The sequence below is a fragment of the Thermosinus carboxydivorans Nor1 genome (assembly GCF_000169155.1).
GTDB lineage: Bacteria > Bacillota > Negativicutes > Sporomusales > Thermosinaceae > Thermosinus > Thermosinus carboxydivorans.
In genome coordinates this window covers 61,159-77,380 of sequence record NZ_AAWL01000008.1, presented here as the reverse complement: position 1 = coordinate 77,380, position 16,222 = coordinate 61,159, and the positions used below count along the sequence as shown (strand labels likewise).

20 protein-coding genes and 1 riboswitch are annotated in these 16,222 nt (G+C 50.2%); of the genes, 4 read left to right on the top strand and 16 right to left on the bottom strand.

Annotated features, from left to right (window positions below):
* Window positions 1–89: 89 nt before the first annotated feature.
* The 3 genes from TCARDRAFT_RS07455 to TCARDRAFT_RS07445 are packed head-to-tail and all read right to left on the bottom strand — an operon-like array spanning window position 90 to window position 1,336.
* Window positions 90–458 (bottom strand): cytochrome c maturation protein CcmE domain-containing protein, encoded by a 369-nt coding sequence (locus TCARDRAFT_RS07455; RefSeq protein ID WP_007289378.1) that lies wholly within the window; start codon window positions 456–458, stop codon window positions 90–92.
* On the bottom strand, window positions 455–1,114 hold the full coding sequence (gene ccsA / locus TCARDRAFT_RS07450) for a cytochrome c biogenesis protein (protein ID WP_007289377.1): 660 nt from the start codon (window positions 1,112–1,114) through the stop codon (window positions 455–457). The genes TCARDRAFT_RS07455 and ccsA overlap by 4 nt, the downstream gene beginning before the upstream one ends.
* Window positions 1,115–1,126: 12 nt before the next feature.
* Complete coding sequence (locus TCARDRAFT_RS07445) at window positions 1,127–1,336, bottom strand: hypothetical protein (protein ID WP_040683178.1); 210 nt, start codon at window positions 1,334–1,336, stop codon at window positions 1,127–1,129.
* 121 nt (window positions 1,337–1,457) lie between these two features.
* Here TCARDRAFT_RS07445 and TCARDRAFT_RS07440 point away from each other — a divergent pair, with 121 nt between their 5' ends.
* The gene (locus TCARDRAFT_RS07440) at window positions 1,458–2,144 is read left to right on the top strand and encodes a heparan-alpha-glucosaminide N-acetyltransferase (RefSeq protein WP_007289376.1); all 687 of its coding nucleotides are present in this window, start codon (window positions 1,458–1,460) and stop codon (window positions 2,142–2,144) included.
* A gap of 92 nt (window positions 2,145–2,236) precedes the next feature.
* On the opposite strand, the gene TCARDRAFT_RS07435 is transcribed toward TCARDRAFT_RS07440, so the two are convergent.
* Window positions 2,237–3,187: a permease gene (locus TCARDRAFT_RS07435; protein WP_007289375.1), complete on the bottom strand. Its 951-nt coding sequence runs from the start codon at window positions 3,185–3,187 to the stop codon at window positions 2,237–2,239.
* 187 nt (window positions 3,188–3,374) lie between these two features.
* On the opposite strand from TCARDRAFT_RS07435, the gene TCARDRAFT_RS07430 reads away from it, so the two are divergent.
* From TCARDRAFT_RS07430 to TCARDRAFT_RS07420, 3 genes are read left to right on the top strand one after another with little or no spacing between them, the layout of a single operon-like run.
* Window positions 3,375–4,541: a permease gene (locus TCARDRAFT_RS07430; protein ID WP_007289374.1), complete on the top strand. Its 1,167-nt coding sequence runs from the start codon at window positions 3,375–3,377 to the stop codon at window positions 4,539–4,541.
* Window positions 4,542–4,564: 23 nt separating this feature from the next.
* Window positions 4,565–4,795, top strand: coding sequence for a thioredoxin family protein (locus tag TCARDRAFT_RS07425; protein ID WP_007289373.1), 231 nt, complete (start codon window positions 4,565–4,567; stop codon window positions 4,793–4,795).
* A gap of 19 nt (window positions 4,796–4,814) precedes the next feature.
* Complete coding sequence (locus TCARDRAFT_RS07420) at window positions 4,815–5,186, top strand: putative zinc-binding protein (protein ID WP_007289372.1); 372 nt, start codon at window positions 4,815–4,817, stop codon at window positions 5,184–5,186.
* Between the two features lie 56 nt (window positions 5,187–5,242).
* Here TCARDRAFT_RS07420 and TCARDRAFT_RS07415 read toward each other — a convergent pair whose 3' ends face one another.
* From TCARDRAFT_RS07415 to TCARDRAFT_RS07355, 12 genes are all read right to left on the bottom strand, one after another.
* A complete protein-coding gene (locus TCARDRAFT_RS07415) occupies window positions 5,243–7,219 on the bottom strand; it encodes a methyl-accepting chemotaxis protein (RefSeq protein WP_007289371.1) in 1,977 nt (658 codons plus the stop codon).
* 81 nt (window positions 7,220–7,300) lie between these two features.
* Window positions 7,301–7,386: riboswitch (cyclic di-GMP riboswitch) on the bottom strand.
* Between the two features lie 162 nt (window positions 7,387–7,548).
* A complete protein-coding gene (locus TCARDRAFT_RS07405; protein ID WP_007289370.1) occupies window positions 7,549–7,869 on the bottom strand; it encodes an ArsR/SmtB family transcription factor in 321 nt (106 codons plus the stop codon).
* Window positions 7,870–7,943: 74 nt separating this feature from the next.
* Complete coding sequence (locus tag TCARDRAFT_RS07400) at window positions 7,944–8,879, bottom strand: LysR family transcriptional regulator (RefSeq protein WP_007289369.1); 936 nt, start codon at window positions 8,877–8,879, stop codon at window positions 7,944–7,946.
* A 158-nt stretch (window positions 8,880–9,037) separates the two neighbouring features.
* The gene (locus TCARDRAFT_RS07395) at window positions 9,038–9,664 is read right to left on the bottom strand and encodes a DUF47 domain-containing protein (protein ID WP_007289368.1); all 627 of its coding nucleotides are present in this window, start codon (window positions 9,662–9,664) and stop codon (window positions 9,038–9,040) included.
* A 72-nt stretch (window positions 9,665–9,736) separates the two neighbouring features.
* Window positions 9,737–10,906 carry an MFS transporter gene (locus TCARDRAFT_RS07390; RefSeq protein ID WP_007289367.1) on the bottom strand — a complete coding sequence of 390 codons (1,170 nt, stop codon included), beginning with the start codon at window positions 10,904–10,906 and terminating at the stop codon, window positions 9,737–9,739.
* A gap of 222 nt (window positions 10,907–11,128) precedes the next feature.
* A complete protein-coding gene (locus tag TCARDRAFT_RS07385) occupies window positions 11,129–11,476 on the bottom strand; it encodes a hypothetical protein (RefSeq protein ID WP_007289366.1) in 348 nt (115 codons plus the stop codon).
* Between the two features lie 121 nt (window positions 11,477–11,597).
* Window positions 11,598–12,275: an energy transducer TonB gene (locus tag TCARDRAFT_RS14575; protein WP_083795404.1), complete on the bottom strand. Its 678-nt coding sequence runs from the start codon at window positions 12,273–12,275 to the stop codon at window positions 11,598–11,600.
* Between the two features lie 3 nt (window positions 12,276–12,278).
* Entirely contained in the window at window positions 12,279–12,689 is a 411-nt protein-coding gene (locus TCARDRAFT_RS07375; protein ID WP_007289364.1) for an ExbD/TolR family protein, read from the bottom strand.
* 1 nt (window position 12,690) lies between these two features.
* A complete protein-coding gene (locus tag TCARDRAFT_RS07370; protein WP_007289363.1) occupies window positions 12,691–13,308 on the bottom strand; it encodes a MotA/TolQ/ExbB proton channel family protein in 618 nt (205 codons plus the stop codon).
* A gap of 197 nt (window positions 13,309–13,505) precedes the next feature.
* Window positions 13,506–14,279 carry an ABC transporter ATP-binding protein gene (locus tag TCARDRAFT_RS07365; protein WP_007289362.1) on the bottom strand — a complete coding sequence of 258 codons (774 nt, stop codon included), beginning with the start codon at window positions 14,277–14,279 and terminating at the stop codon, window positions 13,506–13,508.
* A gap of 11 nt (window positions 14,280–14,290) precedes the next feature.
* The gene (locus TCARDRAFT_RS07360; RefSeq protein ID WP_050769600.1) at window positions 14,291–15,289 is read right to left on the bottom strand and encodes a FecCD family ABC transporter permease; all 999 of its coding nucleotides are present in this window, start codon (window positions 15,287–15,289) and stop codon (window positions 14,291–14,293) included.
* Window positions 15,290–15,297: 8 nt separating this feature from the next.
* The gene (locus TCARDRAFT_RS07355) at window positions 15,298–16,203 is read right to left on the bottom strand and encodes an ABC transporter substrate-binding protein (RefSeq protein ID WP_007289360.1); all 906 of its coding nucleotides are present in this window, start codon (window positions 16,201–16,203) and stop codon (window positions 15,298–15,300) included.
* Window positions 16,204–16,222: the final 19 nt, after the last annotated feature.

Sequence of the window (16,222 nt, the reverse complement as noted above, 5' to 3'; positions counted from 1 at the left end):
ATACAACTGGCTAATGTATTTTTACCAATATTTAATATTAATAGATATATATTTTTATAATACCATCGCGCCGGCCGCGCGTAAAGGTGTTATTGCTTTTGGCTGCGGTATTTAGACGGACATTTGACCAGCAGCCTCTCGGCGATAAACCCCGCCTGGCCGTAACGGCCAACGACCACAATACTGTCGGCGTGCTCCAGCCCTTCCGGTGTCGGCCCCCGATACACAACCGGCGCTGCTTCGCCCTTTTCGTCCCACAACCAAAAGCGGATAGCCCGGTCATCACCGGCGACCGGCGCCGGCGGTGACGCCATTATGCCCCGCACCTGCACCACGCTGCCTGTCCGCCTGGCCTCCGCAAAATCAACATAGGGAGTAAGCGAACCACGCAGCATATAAGCCGTAAAGGCCAAAAATAAAAGCACCACGGCCAATGCAAACAAACGCCAGGATCTCATGGCCGTACCGTCCCCTTCCATCCCGGTTTAGTACGGCGCCCGCGTTTAGCCACCGACCGCGTCAACAGCTGCCAAAAAAAGGCGGTGCAGGCGCCGACGGCGGCAAGCAACACCCACAACATCACCGGTTCAATGTCCAAGCGGCCGTTGCGGTTGAGTACCGGCTCCGGATGAAGCGAAAAATAGTAGCGGGGAATAATGAAGACTAAAAACGGCACGCTGCCTGCCGCCAGCAGGGAATAAACGGCCGCCACCCGGGCCCGCTGCGCTTCGTCCGCAATTGCCGACCGCAGGGCCAGGTACGCACCATACAAGAGCAACAAAACGAAGATAGTCGTCTGCCGCGGATCCCAGTTCCAGTAAGCCCCCCAGGTCAGTTTGGCAAAAATTGCCCCGCTTATGGTAGCAAGCAGGCAGAAAACAAGGCCCCAGCCGGCAGCAGCCGCTCCCCACCAGTCGTAAACGATATCGCCTGTCCGCAGGTAGCGCACCGCCCAATAGGCAGACAGCATAAAGGCCATGACCGCCACCCAGGCGACGGGAATATGGAAAAAAGCGATCCGGACAAGGTCGCCTAAGCCTTCGGTCGGCGATACTACGAACAATATAGCATAGATGATGCCGCCAAGCCAAATCAATAGTACAAATAAGGCCATAACTACTCCCCTTCACTCCTGCCAGAGATAATCAAATAAGAGCGAACCGCCCACTATCCAGGCCGCGTCGAAAGCCGCCAGAAATGCCAGTTCCGGCGCCGCCGGCAACGCGCCGCCAAACAGCGTGGCCGTGCAATGGATGTTCATGAGTAGCACGGGCAGCAGCACCGGAAAAGTGATGACCGTAAATAAGGCGCCCTGCCCTTGTGCGCGGACGACCATGCCAGCCGTCAGCGTAGCCGCTTAGGACTGGTTTGAGGGTAGCCTGGAGGTATAAGGCAAAAAGAAGCGAAAAAAGAATGGACCGCTCTCTAGCGGCCGAGTTTCGGTTTTGAGGGATGTTATGACTAGCGACAGGATTTGGGAGATTGACGCCCTGCGGGGCCTGGCTATCGTCCTCATGGTCGTGTTCCACCTTGTCGTGGATCTAAAAGATTTTTATGGCGCCAAACTGGAATACCTGAGCGGCTTTTGGTTCTGGGTAGGCCGTTCATCGGCCGTGCTGTTCATGCTCCTGTCCGGCGTCAGCACCGTTCTCGGCCGCCGCCCGCTACGGCGAGGAATGGCCGTTTTCGCATGGGGCATGGTCCTTACGGCTATAACCTACATATATAATCCCCAGACCTATATCCGCTTCGGTATTTTACATTTGCTGGGCGTAAGCATGCTACTGGGACATGGCCTGCGGCGATTTCACCCCGCTATCGTAACCATTATCGCTTTCGCTTTTCTGGCCTTAGGGCAGCTGGCCAAAACAAATGCCGTTTCCCATTCGCTTTTCCTGCCCTTTGGTATCATGCCGGAAAACTTTACCTCGCTGGACTACTATCCAATTTTTCCCTGGACCGGGGTATTCTTATTAGGGTACGCCCTTGGCCGGACAGTATACAAGCGAAAAATGAGCCGAATACCCGGCCCCCCTCGGTTCATTTGGCTGACAACGCTCGGCAGGCGTTCACTTTTCATCTACCTCATCCACCAACCGGTGCTGTTGACCCTATTATACCTAGGTCATCGGCTTTGGCGGTAATTAGCCTCCAAACCATTTAAATTGTGCCCTTAAGCCGACGAAACCCCGGACAATTACTCTGTCCGGGGGCTATCTCACTCTGTTCCTCCCTATTATAAAATTGTATTGAACAGATATCCGGTAAATATGATGGTCACTGTCATAATACCGACAAAAACGGCGATGAGCTTCGGCTTCAGCACGTTGCGGAGTATAATCATCTCCGGCAAACTCAGCGCCGTCACCGACATCATGAAGGCCAGCACCGTCCCAATACTCATGCCTTTTTCCACCAGCGCGTAGACAATGGGGATGGTGCCGGCAGCGTTGGAATAAAGAGGCACGCCAATAGCCACGGCCAGCGGGACGGCAAACCAGTTGTCTTTACCCGCATATTGTACTAAAAAGTCCGCGGGCGCATAACCGTGAATGAAACCACCGATAGCAATGGCTACCACCACATAGGGCCAAATCTTGCGCAATAATTCGCTTGTATAACTGAGCGCATAGTCCACCCGGTCGCGAAAAGCGACGGTGGCCGTCGTCTGCCCCTGTCCGACCTTCATTTTAAACACATATTCTTCTACCAGATGCTCTAGTTTCAGCTTACCGATCACCATGCCGGCGATAATCGCAACCGTTAGGCCGGAAAGCATATAAATGGCGGCAATCTTCCAGCCAAACATGCCCCACAATAAGACTACTGCAATCTCATTCACCATCGGCGACGAAATAAGAAAGGAGAACGTTACCCCCAGCGGCACTCCCGACTCAAGAAAACCGATAAATAACGGCACCGCCGAGCAAGAGCAGAAGGGCGTAACTATCCCTAGCAGCGCGGCGGAGATGTTACCGAAAAATTCCCGCTTATGGCTGAGAATTTGTCGTGTTCGCTCCGGTGAAAAGTAGGTGCGGATAATCGCCACGACGAAAACAATCACGGCCAGCATGAAGAAAATTTTCATGGTGTCGTAGATGAAAAAATTAGCGGCATCAGCCAGCTTGCTGCCAGGCGCCAGTTGAAAAACCTGGTACGTGAGGTAATCAGCGATGTACTGGAACATAAACGAAACACCTCTTTTTTTATTATATTTTTTGTATTTATATATTTAAATATGTTTTTATTATAATAAAACACTTTTTTCCCGTCAATATCTTTTAGTTTGCCAAAAATAATTTTGGCAATGTATTTCCTAGTATTTTATAATATAATAGAATTATAAAAAAATCATATAGAAAGGAGGTTTGACTATGTCTGAGCGGCAAAAACTTTTTTTGATTATTATAGTCTTTCTGGCAGCCTACTTTATGCCGACCGAGCACCCACGGGTGCAAAGCGCCATACTGGAAGCATTCGCCATGCTGCATGAATATGCCCGAGAGCACGTCTTACTATGCCTCGTCCCTGCTTTCTTCATTGCCGGCGCCGTATCCGTCTTCGTCCGACAGGACGCCGTCATGCGTTATCTAGGTGCGGGGGCGAATAAACTTCTTGCCTACAGCGTGGCTTCCGTCTCCGGTACGATATTAGCCGTATGCTCCTGTACGGTCCTGCCGTTGTTCGCCGGCATCTATACCCGCGGCGCGGGGATCGGTCCAGCCACGGCTTTCCTCTATTCCGGTCCGGCCATCAATATCCTGGCCATTGTCATGACCGCCCGCATCCTTGGCCTGGAACTTGGCGTGGCTCGCACCATCGGCGCTATTGCCTTTTCAGTGATCATCGGCTTGGCCATGGCCTTTATCTATCGAGAAGAAGAAAAAGCAAAAGAAGAAAACTTCGTAATGCCTGACGAAACAAACCTTTCCCGTAAATTATGGCAAGAAATTGTTTACTTCGCTACGATGGTCGCTTTTCTCGTTTTCGCCAACTGGGGCCGCCCCTTGGAAACAACCGGTTTCTGGGCCACCGTGTATGCATATAAGTGGTGGCTGGCCGGCGTGAGTTTAGCCGGTGTTTTGTTCACTGTCAGCAGTTGGTTTAAAGCGGAAGAGCGCCACGAATGGTACGGCAGCGCCTGGTTCTTCGCCAAACAAATTCTACCGCTCCTTTTAGGAGGCGTGCTGTTTGCGGGCCTGCTCCTCGGCCGGCCGGGCACCGATGCCGGCCTGATTCCGGACGAATACGTGAAGACCTTGGTCGGCGGCAACAGCTTAGGAGCTAACTTGTTTGCCAGTATAATGGGGGCACTGATGTATTTTGCCACCCTGACCGAAGTGCCCATTATCCAGGGTCTCCTCGGCTCTGGCATGGGTAAAGGTCCGGCCCTGGCCCTGCTGCTCGCTGGCCCGGCCCTGAGTCTGCCCAGCATGCTGGTAATCCGGCAAATCATGGGTACCCAAAAAACGCTTGTTTATGTATCATTAGTAGTAGTCATGTCTACCATTACAGGCATGATTTATGGGGCTCTATTCTAAAAAATCAAGAGGTGATAATTTTTATGAAAATCGAAATCCTGGGAACCGGCTGCGCCAAATGCACTAACCTTTTCGAAAATGCGCAAAAGGCTGTTGACATGCTCGGCCTGGACGCCACCGTCACTAAAGTCACTGACATTAAAGCCATTATGTCCTATGGCGTCATGATGACGCCCGCCTTAGTGGTGGACGGCGTAGTAAAAGTAGCTGGTAAACTGCTCTCCCCCGAGGAAATTGCCAAACTTTTAAAATAAAATAGAGAGGAGAAAATTTATGGCGGAAACTTGTTCTTGTTCGGCAGCCCCGACCTTATTTTTCCCCTGTTCGGGCGGTTCAAACGTAGGTCAACTGGCTAACGACATCTCGCGGCAGCTCGCCATGGAAGGCCATGGCAAACACTTCTGTTTAGCCGGCATCGGCGCTCATATCAGCGGCATGGTTGCTTCGGCCAAAGCCGGTAGCAAAATTGTCGCCATTGATGGTTGCCCCTTGAAGTGCGCGGCAAAAACGTTAGCGGAAGCCAATGTCCCCGTTACCCATAGCATTGTCCTCACTGACTGGGGCGTAGAAAAAACGTACAACCTCTTCCCAGAGTCAGAACTCGTACAAAAGAACAAAGAACGACTTCTCGCCATTATTGACTAACATGAAAAGACGCTGCCGGGGCAGCGTCTTTTCATGTTAGTAGCAGTTTGAAGTTTTTAAATCCGAAAGACACTGACAGACTGCTGCAACTCTTGAGCCAACCTGGCAAGCGCCTGGCTAGCGGATGCGATTTCTTCCGCCGATGCCAGCTGTTCTTGGGTCGCCGCCGACACGGTCTGCGATTCTGCTGCCGTCATTTTGCTCAACTCGTCAAGATGCGCAACCGCCCCAACAATCTGCTGACTGCCGGCTGCGAGCCGGTCAATAGCCGCGGTGATTTCTTTGATTTGGCCGGAAACCTCGGTTACCAAACTAACAATTTCGCGGAAGGCCTGGCCGGCGGTATTGACGACTTCCGTCCCCGTCCTGACGGCCCGAGTCCCGCTTTCCATAGCCATAACGGCTTTCGCCGTCTCACCCTGGATCTCACCAATCAGGGCAGCAATCTGTTTGGCCGCTTCCTGCGCCTGTTCGGCCAATTTTCTTATTTCCTCGGCCACAACGGCAAAACCACGCCCCGCTTCTCCGGCGCGAGCCGCCTCAATGGCGGCATTTAAGGCCAGCAGATTTGTCTGGCTGGCAATGCCGGCGATGGTATCCACGATTTGACCAATCTGGTCGGACCGGTTGCCAAGACTGGCAACAGCCTGGGCAGAAGCGGCTACGGTCTGCTCAATCTGCGCCATCTGGCCAACTGCCTGGTCTACCAGGTTGCTGCCATTTTGGGCTTTGCCGGCAGCCTGGTCCGATTGAAGTGCAACCTGCTTGGCATTAACCGCCACCTGCTGAATACTTGCCGACATCTCTTGCAACACCGCCGAAGTGTTCTCCAGTTCAGCAAGTTGCCTTTCAGCGTCTTTGGCCACATCAGTGATGGACGCGGCTACCTGGCCGGCTGCCTGGGTAGACTGGTCAGCGCTGGCCGTCAGTTCTTCACTTGAGGCGGCTAAATGCTCGGCATTGGCATTTATCCTCATTACCAGCTCTTTTAGCCGGTCAGTCATGATGTTAAAGGCTTCTGCCAACTGGGCAATTTCATCACGCCCGCTTACCGGCAGCTGCTGCGTAAAATCCCCTTGGGCAACAGCGCGGGTAAATTCCACTACCTGGCCGATTGGCCGGGCTATCGACCGCGCAATTACCACGGCAGCGGCAACAATAAACAGTATTACCGCCACCACCATCGCGCCTGATACCACGATATGGCGGCGAGCGTCGGCCAATGCCTCGTCTTGCGGCAACTGAATGATTACGCCCCACCCTGTGCTGGGCACATAAGCGTAACCAGCTAGTTTCTTTTCATTTTCAAACTCATAGGCGACAAAGCCGGTTGTCCTCGCCATCGCCCTTTGTACCGGCAGCAAGTCGCTGACATTCTTAAGATTTATGACAAAGTCCTTTTTAGGATGGACTATCAGCCGGCCAGTATTGTCGGTAACAAACGTATACCCTGTTTCGCCCGGCTTAATCTTCTGGGTTTTAGCATCAAGCGCCCCCAAATCGACGGTAGCGCAAAGCGCTCCCACCACCTCGCCTTGGGCATTTTTCACCGGTACGCCAATTATCACCGTTGGGCGCCCGGTCAATTTGGAAATAAGAGCGTCACTGATCGCGACTGGCGCACCCTTCATTATTGCCTGGAAATAAGCCCTGTCGGCAATATTGACAGGCTCGCCCGCATCGCGGGCGATCTGGCGTCCGGTCGTATCGGCCACATAAACATTGGTAAAATCAGTATATTGCTGTTTAACCAGCTTTAACATCGGAACTTGTTGCGCTGGATCCATGCTCATAATTTGCGGGGTCTGACTTATTAGCCGCAAAGCATCAGTCCATGACTGAACCATGCTTTCAAATTCACCGGCCAAAACTGCCGCCATTCGCTGATTATCCTGATATGTACTCTGCACATCTTTCTGATAAGTCTGATAGAAACTAATTCCGCTTAGAACTACCAACGGCGCCAGCGCAACCACAACGAAAGTCAATAGTAGTTTAGTCTTCATCGTGAACCGGGAAAGCAGTTTTGTCATTTTGCCGTCTCCTTTCCTGTTTATGGCGAAATAAAAAAGGCAGACAAATGCTGCCTAAATACAATCAGTTAACTCCTGTTAACCGGCAGCTGGCAATCATAGACACGAAGTCCTTAGACCCTTTAGCTTTGCGTCCCCGCCTTTCGACGGGTTTGCCCAATATTCAGCATGAAAAGTTATGCCGTCTTTCATGTTATAACATAGCTGCACCGTCGGTCAAGTCCAGTAAAGTTCATAATATTAATTATGTAAAAATATATGGCTCCAAACTAATTGAAGCCAATTTAAAAATTCTCAAATACTGCCAATAGGCGGCGTATTGTCGTATTTTATTTTAAGTGTTTCAAAAGACTCTGGCTATGGCTGATCTGCTGGCTTAACGTCTCTTCCACCAGGTTGATGACTTCTAGTACGGAGGGATAAAGGATACGATAAATTACTTTTGTGCCTTCCTTGCGAGAGCCGATAAGACCCTGTTTCTTGAGAATGCTTAAATGCTGCGACAAATTGGATTGCTCAATATCTATCTCGGCCGATAAATCACATACGCACCGTTCACCGGGGCCCAGCATCTTCAAAATTCTGATCCGGGCCGGATGGGCAAGAGATTTGAGAAAATCGGCTGTCATTTTTGTCACTAGTTCTTCCATATACCCACCTTAGTTTTTCTTATTATATAAAATAAATATAAATATTCTACCCAATCCCTGTCAATGGCCTACTGTCAGGCCTTATTGCCTCCGCTATCGGCTGCCTGCATCAACGAATGAGTCTCTATTTGGGCCAAATGATCCCGGACAAAGTTTAACCACAACCTGGCGGCATGCGAAAGATAACGCCGTTTGTTCCAGATGATCGACATTTGGAGAAACAGCTGCGGATCGGCTAGCGGAACCGAAACAATGGTTTTAGGGTCCAGTTGCTCGCAAATTTTACTGGGTAAGAGAGCAATACCAAGATTGGCAGCCACGATTTGGGTCATCAACTCCCGTTGCGATGTTTCGAAAATAATTTTTGGCTGAAACCCGGCGAGCCGGCAGCGGTCGACAATTGCGTCATGGAGACTAAAGTCTTTACGGTATAAGACAAACGCCTCATCGGCAAGGAGGGCGAAATCTACTTCCGGGTATTGGCTTAAGGGATGGCTAGGATGCATGATGACCCACAAAGGATCTTGGGTAAATTCAATTACTTCATAGTTTTCGTTATTGCTTGGACAGCAAATGACCCCAATATCCAGCGACCCGTCCTGAATACCAAGTTCAACTTTTTTGGAACCATACTCAAACAGGACAATATCAATATTAGGATATTTCTGCCGAAATTGGCCGAGCAGCTCGGCAAAGGCCGTAGCCCCCGTTATTGGCGGTAAACCAATACTGACTTTGCCTTTTTCCAGCTTCGCCATACTTTCGAATTCTGTAGTAATATTTTGGAATAGCGACACTATATGTTGCGCCTGGGAAAACAATATTTCGCCGGCATCGGTCAATTGGACGTATTTTGAATTGCGGTTAAATAGGGCTACCCCGAGTTCATTTTCCAAGTCCTTAATCATTTTGCTGATTGTCGACTGCGAGACATAAGTAATTTGAGCCGCCTTGCTAAAGCTTTTGTGGCGGGCAACCTCCACAAAATATTCCAAATGGCGTATATCCATAATTCCTCCCCCCCTTCTTATCTTACCATTTATTTTATCAATAACAAACATCCGGATTATCGATTCTATTTATCCATAAAAAAGCAGGCCGCATTTTAAGCTGCAGCCTGCAAACGCAAAAATATTGCTGGGCTTTTTACCCGTCTAGTTCGGATTTATCAAGCGTACTTCATCAATACACCTTTTAATTGGTCGGCAATCCGTTTACAATGATCCAGGGCATCCTCTAACAGTTCCAGTATTTCTTTCCACTTGATGATGTCAATAGGATCTACGTTACCGACAAAAAGCCGTGCGACTTCCTCGCGATAGATATGATCGCCCTTTACTTCCATTTCAGCGATATTTTTCATGTGATCCAATATTTTTTCCCGATTATTTTTTATATTGGCAAGTAAATCGAAGGCGGCAACCAATTCATCGGCACACAATACGAGCAGCTTACCAAGCTCGATAGCGCCGTCGGTTGGTCTGCCGACGCGATAAAGGGACATGCGCTCTACAATTTCCTCGACATAATCGACAACATCGTCCAATTGATTGGTTAGAGCGAAAATATCCTCCCGGTCCATGGGTGTAATAAAACTCCGGTATAAAGTGTCCAGGATTTCATCGTTAAGCTCGTCGGCATCATGCTCTAAATCATAAAGCTGTTTCACCTTTTCCTCCCGAATTTCCGGATCCGTCAACGCGTCATGGAGAATATAGGTGCTCTTTTGGGTTAGTCTAGCGCTTTCAGAAAACAAGATAAAGAATTTATTTTTTTTCGGTAGTAAAGCCAACATGCAGCACCCCCATTCAAAACTCAAGGTTAAGTTTCCCCGCCTCCCCTATCCCTGCGCGGCGCGGCAACATTATCATTGCGCAAGTTGTTGCATCCGGCGACCAATAATAATATAAATTGATAGCGCCAGTAATGCCGGGACTACCGTCCATAAATACATGGCCTTATAGCCAAATGCCTGGGATACCAATCCCCATAATACCGAGCTGAAGCCAATACCGAGATCAAAACCGATAAAAAAAGTAGCGTTGGCTGCCCCCCGCCGGTTAGGTGGCGCCTTGAGGACCGACATAGCTTGCAACCCAGGCTGCACCGCGCCAAAGCCGATGCCATACACGATGCCGGCCGCTAAAAACCAGGCAAAACTGTTGGCCAGGTAGAGCAAGAACATGGCTACCATAATCAAAACAACCCCGGGGATAACGACAATATCAAAACCACGCCGGTCAGCAAGCCGCCCGGACAGCGGCCGGGCTACCGCCAAAGCGATGGCATAAACGGTAAAAAAGGGACCAATGTTGTCTATCCCTTGCTGGGCAGCATAAAGCGCCAAAAAGGATACAACCGCGCCATAGGTCATGGTAACGAAGAAAATCACCAGCGCCGGCCGCAGCGCCGCTTTTTCCAGTAGGAACGTTTTGGCTTTAGCGGCGTTAATGTGCCGGTAACCAATACTAAGGGCCAAACCAGCCGCTATTGCCACAATAAAAGCGGAGGCCAAAAATAATACGGTAAAACTGAAATGACTGGTTAAGTAGAGGCCTAACGCTGGGGCAAAGGCCATCGCCACCGTCGTAGTTAAACCAAAATACCCCATCCCCTCCCCCAGCCTGGCTTTGGGAATAATATCGGCCGCCACCGTGCTGGCGGCTGTACTGGTAGCGCCCCAGCCAAAGCCGTGAATAAAGCGAATTAACAACAGGACCCCCAACGAAGGCGCCCAGATATAAGCCAGCACCGCGCTGATAAAGACCACCAGTCCGGCCAGAAAAATGCCCTTACGGCCGTAGTAGTCCAGTGCCTGTCCCGCCACTGGCCGCATTAGGACCGCCGCAACGGAAACGCTACCAACGATCAAACCGGCCGCGGCGTCACTGCCGCCCAGGTGCTTAGCATAGACCGGCAAGGTCGGCATCAGCATCTGAAAGCCGCAAAAAATGAACAGATTAGTCGTGCAAATTAAGATAAAATCTCTGGTCCACAGCTGTTCACGCGGGCTATCTGTCCTATTCCTAGCCCCCATTGTCTCATTCCTTCCACGGCTAAGTCGCCTCATTGCCTGACTGCCAAAACGTACCCGAAAAGGATAAAAGAGAACGGCTAATCCTATAATAAATGATATTTACACGAATATCTACCCCAGTCATGATTTCCCCAGGAAAAATGCAAAAAATAGCCAGTAGCGGCCGAGCTACTCCACTACTGGGTTATTACCGCGCACTAGCTAATAATTAAATTCCAAATATTACGGCGCTGGTTCTCTTTTCGTTCTGACATTTACATCTTCCACATAACGGGCATAAGCCCGGTTTTCCTCTACCCGGATCACAACATAGCGTTTGTTGTCTTCGGTAATCAGCTCATCGCCGGGATTGACAGTGACGACAGATACATACATGATCGTCGCCCCGGTGGCTTCGTCAAGAATCACATAATACTCGTAAGGCGCCTTAACCGGAGCATGGGGTTTGGGCTGAGGCGGCAGCAAAAGCTGCGGAGCTGTGAAGTATAAAACGATAAACACGGTAAGCACCCCAATCGCAAAACCGCTGAAAAAGACAGAATAACTACGTTTGCGTCCAGGCTGAGCCATTTGGTTTTACCTCCTGTTTTTTATCATTTCCGCCGCCGCGTTAAGTTATGTAAAAATAGGTCTGTTCATAACGCATTTATCTGGTTACGGGTATTAGCCGCCAACCATCTGACTCTTAAGATTACGAATTTAAGCGGAAAGCAACGGACAATGACGTGATACAGGAAACGGGGGAACCGGAGCTTTCGTCTTTGGCCGGCACAAAACGCCATTGGCGCACGGCCTGAACTGCCGCATTATCCAATATTTCATAGCCGGAAGAGCTGACAACCCATACGTTACTGGCCCGCCCTTCCGCCGTTATTTCAATTTTAACCCGAACCGTCCCTTCCCAGCCCTGGCGCCGGGCCTGTTCTGGATAGACAGGTTCGGTTTTTCGTAAAATTCGTGGCGGCAAAATATTTTTCCGTTCCATACCGGTAGATGGCCCCACTCCCGTAGCCTGGCCCGAATTGGTCGTTACCGCGCCAGCCGCAGCCCCAATCGGCGTACTTACTTCCGTACTGCTTTGCGCACTTTCGGCTGCGTCCCCGTTTTTTTGTCCTTCGCCCGTATTCAAGGCGGGTTGCAGCTGCTGCGCAGGCGTTGGCGCATCAGGGGTTTGCGGCAAAGAGGATACCGGCGAAACAACCGACGGTATATTAGAAGTGGCCCCGGCATGAGCAATAATTTCTACTTCCAAAGGCGTATCCTGCGCCGCGGGAAAGTAATCTGCCAGTCCCCCGATCGCGATTAGCAGCAAGAAGTTAACAAACCCGGAAGCGATTAGTGCGCGTTGCCAGCGTGACTGTTCCATCATCAATCACCTCGGCTTGGCCTCAGCCGCAATGGCAATCCGGCGAACGCCGGCCTTTTTCAGCTCATCAAGCACCGTGACAACCTTGCCATACTCAGCCTGTTGGTCTGCCCGCAGGACAAACGAAGTGTCCGCTGACCGGTCAAGTTCGGCCTGTATCCGGGCGCCCAAAAGCGCCGGCGGTACTTCTTCCCGTTCAAAGAAAACCGTACCCTGGGCGGTAACAGTAATGGCCACCTGTTTTTGCATATCGGCCTGGACCGCCGCCGCTCGCGGCAGCGCAACCGGAATGGTCTTCTGCTCAACCATATATAATGTGCTCATCATGAAAAACACCAGTAAAAAGAAGATAATATCAATCATTGGTATTATCATGAGTTTAGGCTGCCGTTCAAGGCGCAAATTCCTCAGCTTCATGCTATGTCCTCCGCCCCGCGGCATCCAGTAGGCAGGTAAATGCCATTTCCATGCCGGTAATAATTCGGTCCAGGCGCTGTGCAAAATAGCTGTGGGCCACCAGCGCCATGACGGCCACGCACAGTCCGGCCGCAGTCGCAACTAATGCTTCGCCTACCCCGCCGGTAATCGCGTGAGGTTGGCCGGATCTGATGGCCATAATGCTAAAAGAATTTATCATGCCAATAACGGTACCCAAAAGCCCTAATAGCGGCGCCAACGTAACAATGGTTTCAAGGTAGCCAAGGCGTTCCCGCAAGCGGGCTACCGCCAATGCGGCAGCACCTTCCAGTGCGTTCTGGAGGAGCGCTGGGTCAAGAGCACCTTTTTGCAGTACTTTCAAAATAATTCTAGGTGTTATTCCGCTCGTTTTTTCACATAAAGCCATGGCCTCCTGCCATTGACCCTCTGCTAACTTTTTTTCCAGGAGAGCAAGAAACTCCCCGCTTGTTTCAGCGGTACGATAATACTGCCAACGTTCAATAACTATCGCTATTACCATAATGGAGCAAGCCAATAACGGATACATAACCAGTCCGCCTTTTTGAAAAAGAGCGGCTACCTGACTTAACAATTCCATTGTACTTCACCTCGTGCCAAAATATTCCCCTGCAGCGCCGCCTGCTGGGTGCTTATGTACTGAGACAGTTCAGCGCGACTGCGAAACGTAAATTCATGCACTAAATACCGGGGTTGTATATAATCAACAATCCTGTGTACACCAGGATGTTCAAACGGACGATGCTGGTCAATTGGCAGAATATCTGCAACCATTCGTTATGTATAGCTTGGTTGAACATAAACGTAGCCTTCATAATGGCGTAAGACAAAATTGAGCCCATACATTACCCCAAGAATTTCTTCAGTCAATACGTCAGGCGAACCGTAGGCCAGCATCCTGCCATCTTTTAATAAAGCAAGATGGGTGCTAAACCGCAGCGCCAGATTAATATCGTGAAGAACGCCAATCACGGCGATGTTGTTTTTCGCGGTCAATTCCTTAATCAATTTTAATATCAGGAACTGATTGCGAATATCCAGATGAGATGTTGGTTCATCGAGCAGTAAAAGTTCCGGACACTGCGCCAAGGCCCGGGCAATTAAAACTTTTTGCCGTTCCCCCTGGCTGAGCTGACTCATATTGACCTGCCGTTTTTCCCACATTCCTACATCATTAAGTACTTGTTGGACAATCCGATGATCTTCAGGAGTCTCGCCGCCAAACCGGCTGATGTGGGCAAACCTTCCCATGAAAGCAGTCTGGTATACACTGTAATCAAAGGTCGCATCTTCTTCACTAACAACAGCAATTTTTTTCGCCAGCGCCCGCCGCGAAAAAGCTCTTATATCCTGGCCGCAAATATTAATGCTGCCTTTTTGGACAGGCAGTACACCGCCGATACACCGAAGCAATGTTGATTTACCAGTACCATTGGGAGCAATAATGCTCAGAAAATCGCCCCGATTAACGGTAAAGGTAATATCCCGCAGGATTAGCTTTGACCCGTATCCCGCTGATACAGATCGCACTTCCAATAGAGGGTTCTGCATTTCCATCCCCTTCACTTGCGTCCAGATGAATATAAGATGTAAAGAAAAAAGGGACTGCCAAGCAGCGCGGTGATCACGCCTACCGGGACTTGGGCTAACGGATTGACCATACGTGTTATCCCGTCAGCCCACAGGAGAAAGATCGCTCCCCAAAGCGCGCAAAGGGGTATTAACAGGTGATGCTGCGGACCTACGATCTTACGCAAAAGATGTGGGACGATAAGGCCGATAAACCCGATAACCCCGCTAACCGCAACAACGACACTGGTAATCAGCGTTGTACTTAGCAACAAAATAACTTTAACTTTCACCACATCAACGCCCAAAAACTGGGCGTTTTCTTCACCCGCAGTCATAATATCCAAGTCACGGACATAAAGCATAATCACCGCCATACCGGCTGCCACCATCCCGGCAATCAGAACTAAACTTGCCGGGGGATTACTCAGGCTGCCGAGCAGCCAGAACAGAATAGCGCCAATTTGCTGGGTATGGAGAACCATGATCAAACTGAGGATAGCGTTAAGCATTGAGCCAAAGGCAACGCCGGCCAATAATAATTGATTGGTATTGATACCGCCGCCCTTAACTCTTCCCAACCCGTACACGATAAATATCGCCGTGATACCGCCGAGAAAAGCAAAAAAACTGATATAGGACGTTAGTTTAAAAACAATAGCAATCGCCGCTCCTAAAGCTGCGCCGGATGATACCCCCAGGATAAACGGGTCGGCTAGCGGATTGCGGAACATCGCCTGATAGCAAGCTCCCGAAACGGCCAAACTGCTGCCTACTAACAGGGCCAGGGCGATACGAGGCCAGCGAATATTCCAAATGATTTTTTCAACCGCCGAAGGTATTTCGGTGGTTGATACTGCAGGAAAAATCTGTTTAACGAGAACACTAGCGATGATGCGAAGGTCAATGGCCGCCGAACCAATGAGCAGCATGCCGAGAACAGTTCCTGCCAAAATACCGCCAGATATTATGATTGCCAGCGGATGTTTCATTCTATATCTCATTGTTCACCGCCATTTTTTCCATGTAAAATTTCGCCTATCTGCTCAAGGGCAATAAAACTCCGCGGTCCCGGTCTGCCCAAATAGTCATCAGATACATAAAAGACCCGCTTACGCCGAATCGCCTCAATATCGGCCACTTCGGGCTTGCTGATTACCCGGCTTTCTTTGCCGGCCATGCCATTGCGCACAATAAGATAGGTATCAGGATTATACGCATAGAGGGCCTCGTAATCACAAGGTGTATAATCGGCCTGCCGGTCTGCCGCAACATTTATGCCGCCGGCCTGCGTTACAATATCACTGATGTAGGATTTAGCTCCCACCGTGAGCAAAGGCACGTCCCAGACCTCAATAAACACCCGGTGAGGAGACTTGTCCGGCTGGTTCAAGGCTTGAACCGCTCTCAGCTTTTGTTCAAGTTGATTAGCGATTTTTTCACTGTTATCTTGTTCGTGGAGCAGCTCGCCTACCAGCCGGACGGCTTTGATCACGTCAGCCATGCTTTGCGGCTCAATCGCCACAACCTTGATGCCCGCCCGTTCCAGGCTTTGGATTACGCGCAAGTGCATTTGTCCACTGGTAAACACAATATCGGGCTGCATGAGAATGATTGTTTCCACGTCAGGATCGTAAAAACCGCCAACCTTGGGTAGCGCCCGAGCCGCATCGGGATAGTCACAATATGTGGTCACCCCCACGAGGCGGTTTCCAGCGCCAACGGCAAAAATAATTTCGGTATTTCCGGGCGAAAGCGAGACAATTCGCTGCGGTTTTTGCATCGTAGCTTCAATAGGTCGCCCGAGAAAATCAACAAGCTTGGCTTCTAATACCGGCTCCGGACTAGGATTTAGCCCGGATAAAACAACCTTTGCCATTAACGCCAGTAAACATAGCAATATCACGCGGTAACATCCTGAACGC